Genomic DNA, 4,489 nt, shown 5'->3' on the forward strand with positions numbered 1-4,489 from the left:
TTTTTTTACGTATCTCAAAGATTCAGTATATAACTGCTTCAATTACCTTAATATTGTTTTAGACTTCAATTAAGATGGGGTGTTTTAAGGATCTGATTTGTGGAAAGAACAAAGTCGTTAAGAAAAAAATTAACATTTGCAGCTCTTTGCGGCAGTGTTCTGTTTATTATTGGTTTTGCGGTATCTGCGCCCGTAAGAAGCTTTGTATTGTTTAATCAGATAGAAAAACAGGAGCGAAGCACCCTTAAGAACATTACCAATCGCGCCGAAAATTACGCCCTAAGAGAGGAAGAAAGGCGTCTTACCGTTCAGAATGAAGCCATATCAAATCTTCTGAGTACAGAGTTTCGTCTTATTTCAGAAGACGTATCCATGCTGCGTGATACCTTTGTGGCTTTTTTAGAACATCCTGAAAGATATCATCCCCGAGCTCTTCCTAATGCTCTTTATGAAGACGTTAAATCTGAAACTCCATATGTTCATTTCAGTCAGAGACTTCTGAAACAAGGTCTGAATCCCCAGATTGAAAAGGAAATAAAGGCAGGCTCAAATATTGCAGATTTTGCTCCTTTCTTTTCAGATTACTACAAGTGTGTTTTTTTCGGAGCTGAATCCGGTTATACCATTGCTATGTATGTAATGAGTCAACCAGATGATCTTGTTCCTGTAAGCAGGAATCCTGCTCGACTAACCTATGATCCGGTCTCTCGTATCTGGTATCAGGAAGGAAAAGGTTATGTGGGTACCAATTTTACTGATGTTTACAGAGCTCAGACAGGAGATATGACAGTATCCTGCATTTCTCCATATTATGTTAACGGCAAATTTCATGGTGTAATGGGAGTTGACTGCAGTCCTAAATGGGTTAATGAACTGGTTAAATCCATAGCTGTCGATAAGAATGATCTATATTTTATCCTAAGTAGCAAGGGGGAAGTCCTCTTTGTAAACTTTGATTCCGATGCCATCAGGGTGACACTGGGTGTGGATATACGTAATTCCGAGGAAAAATCCCTGGCAAACATTGCGGATAAGATGGTTGAGCAGAAAGAAGGTTTTGATACTGTAACCATCAGGGGAAAAGATTATTTTATCGCCTATTCTCCTATCAAAAATGTAAACTGGAGCTTTGCTTCGCTGATTCCTGTGGAAAATGTTTATGCTCCTTCCATCGAAATTAAAGATCATCTGCTTAAGATTAAGGATTCATACTACAGCAAACTTAAGAGCTCAATAGTGCTTGTGGTTATTTCCACCACTGTATTTGTTCTGTTACTGCTGTTTTTTATTTTCAGGAGAATCATCAGACTTTCAGATAATGTCGTCAATCCGATTATTCGCCTTACTCATGACGTCAACAAATTTGCTGAAGGTAATCTTGATAAGAGGGTTAAACTTGATTCTCATGATGAAATCATGGAGATTGCCGAAAGTTTTAATTCCCTTGCGCAGAAACTGCAGGACAACATAAAAAATCTGTCAGAGATTTCAGCCCAGAAGAAGCGTCTTGATGCGGAGGTCAATGTAGTCAACGAGATTCTGGTGAATTATCTGCCAGATAATTTCTCTCTGGCTGAGAAATATGGATTTGATCTGTATGCAAAAGAATATCCTGCAAAAAGTTCTGGCGGAGATTTCTTTGATTTCTACATGCTTGATGAAGGTCATCTGGTTGTAAGCATTGGTGATGTATCCGGAAGAGGTGTTCCTTCAGCACTGTTTATGATGATTTCAAAGGCTGTTATCAAGAGTTTCTGCAAAATGAATTCTGAGGTGTCGCTCGGAGATGCCCTGCACAAGATCAACAATCGTCTGCATGAGCATAATACCGAGCAGATGTATGTGGCTTTATTCATAGGCATTATTGAATTGAGTACCGGCAGAATGGAGTATGTAAATGCTGGTCATTACGCCCCATACGTTTACAGCGCAGAGAAGGGCACTGGAAGCTTCCTGATTGATGGGAACATTGATTCAATTATGGCCTTAAATGGCAATATATCCTTCCATACCAGATCTACTGTATTAAATCCTGGGGATATGCTTTATCTGTATACAGACGGTATTATCTCGGACAGATCGTTAAAAGGCGAAAAATTTGACGAACTGATGCTTTCTGAGGCGGTTCTGAAAGCAAGAAAGAATAATCTGACATCGGAGGAGATTGTAGATTTTTCCTACAAGACTGCCGTTGACTTTATTGGTCGGGATAGCTTTACTGATGATATAGCGCTCCTTTGTCTGCAGCGTAAATAATGAAGAGAGAAATAACTACATGAATTTTCTGAAGGAAAAAGGACACAGCATAGAATGGAAGATTACGCTTCTGTCGATTGGCGGAGCTTTAGTGTCTTTTGTGTGTATTATGTGTGTATTTCTCTTTACTGTATATTCGACTGAAAAGAAGCTGTCAGTTTGGTTTCCTCACCTAAAGAATAATCTGAGTTGGGAAATTACAGAGCATATATCCGAATCCAAGAAGAGAATTTATGTAAATCATGTTATTGCAGATGGTGTGACTCTGGATCTTAACGTCAGAAAATGTATGGATGATGCTCAGCTTATAGCTGAGAGCATGACCAATTACATGAAATATCCAAAAAGATATAAGCGAAATTATGATTTCATATTTGATAATGTCAAAGATAAAGACAAGAATGTAGTTTCCAGTTTCAGTTTTGGGGTAAATCCTCGAGAAAAGGAAATCAGTGAAGAGCTGGCTCTTGCCAATAACATCAGAGATCTTATGGTTTCCATTTACACTCAGTATTCTGATCTTCCAATTGTGTTCTATGTAATCTCTAAAAACGGATTCTGTCTGAACATAAATCCATATGATCTGAGTTATCACGGTAACATTTTCTCTTTTCTGTCGTTAAAAAACAGTAAGCGTTTTTTTGATTACAGAGATCTTCCTGCCTATGAGATGCAGAAGAATCCAGATGGTAAAGGCAGGTTAAGCAATGTTTACTATAACAATGGAGAACCTGTTATCTGCTACTCTTTCCCTTATTATGATGATAAGGGCTTTGCTGGTGTTGTAGCATTTGATGTCAGCATGCATGACCTTGCAGAGTTCTCTCTTGACTCCCATGCTAATCATGAAAGTGACTCCCATGTTGATCATGAATGGAAGATGTTCCTCATGGATAATACCGGCAAAATACAGATGTCTGATTTTACTGAAGGCATATTCTCGGTTAAGGCTGATCTGACTCTAAAACAGATTGCCTCTGCTGATATAAAGGATATGGTTAAACATGTGCTGTCCGGTGATACAGGCATTTCGCTTATCAGTTTAGATGGAGTTTCATATTATGTTGCCTATACGCCTGCTCCATCTTTAAATGGCCATCTTGCAGCAGTTTATTTTGAGGATGAAATTAAGACATCAGTGACTACATCCAAGTCAAACATCTTTAAGGTTATAGATGACAAGAATAGTCTCGTTTTTGCTCTTATAAGTGAGTACAGAGGCGTTATGTGTCTCGTGATGACGGTACTGATGCTGCTTTCCCTGATTATCTCCTACAGGGTAGTAAAAGCCTATACCAGACCAATAAGACAGATTTCCTCTGAGATAAAAAGCCTTTCAACAGGAAATCTTGATAAGAAGATTTCTGTAGATAGTGATGATGAGATTCAAACTCTGGCAGACAATATCAATAACATGGTTATTGAGATTAAAAAGAAGATGGAATCCATCTCTAGAGTATCTTCTGAGAAGGAAAAAATTGAAGCAACTATGAATGTGGCTAAAACCATTCAGTCAAATATGCTTCCAAAGAATTTTGAGGTTACTGATCAGCACAGTAATTACGAGCTCTATGCCATGAATCTTCCTGCAAAGAGTGTGAGCGGAGATTTCTATGATCTCTTTATGCTCGATGAAGATCGTCTGGTTGTCACAATTGCGGATGTTTCCGGAAAGGGCATTCCTGCAGCACTGTTCATGGTAACATCTAAGACTATCCTTAGAAATCTTTCCCATATGATGCTAAAGGACAATAACGATCTTGCCAGTGTTGTAACCCAGACAAATGTACAGCTGTGCGACAACAATAAGGAAGGAATGTTCGTAACAGTGTTTACCGCTATCATCAATCTTAAGACCAGAGAGATTTCATATGTAAGCGCAGGTCATAATCCTCCTCTGCTGCTTTCAAGAAAAAAAGGAGCATATGAATTTCTGAATCCTCCTAAGATTTTCCCTATGGTGGGAGTATCTGATCTTATTGAGTATGAGCAGAATAATATGGTCCTCGATGATGGTGACTGTCTGCTGCTTTATACAGACGGCGTAACAGAAGCTATTGATGTGCATGAGAAGTTATTCGGTGAGGCAAGACTTCTTAAGATTATGAATGAAGAGATGCTAAGGTCTTCATCTGAAAAGATTATTAAAGGGGTTTACAGAAGAATTCTAGAATTTGCCGGAAAAGCAGAACAGTTTGACGATATCACTATGCTCTGCTTCAGATTCAAGTAG

The 4,489-nt window shown here is 38.7% G+C and carries 2 protein-coding genes; both read left to right on the plus strand.

The features are described from left to right. Positions 1-99: 99 nt before the first annotated feature. Positions 100-2,256 (plus strand): SpoIIE family protein phosphatase, encoded by a 2,157-nt coding sequence (locus QZU45_RS10935; RefSeq protein ID WP_295355230.1) that lies wholly within the window; start codon positions 100-102, stop codon positions 2,254-2,256. Positions 2,257-2,275: 19 nt separating this feature from the next. Beyond that, a complete protein-coding gene (locus QZU45_RS10940; protein ID WP_295355232.1) occupies positions 2,276-4,489 on the plus strand; it encodes a SpoIIE family protein phosphatase in 2,214 nt (737 codons plus the stop codon).

The organism is uncultured Succinivibrio sp., assembly GCF_902756765.1.
Taxonomy (GTDB): domain Bacteria; phylum Pseudomonadota; class Gammaproteobacteria; order Enterobacterales; family Succinivibrionaceae; genus Succinivibrio.

Coding starts and splice junctions, on each gene's coding strand:
- QZU45_RS10940 (WP_295355232.1), top strand. CDS start 2,276: ATGAATTTTCTGAAGGAAAAAGGACACAGCATAGAATGGAAGATTACG.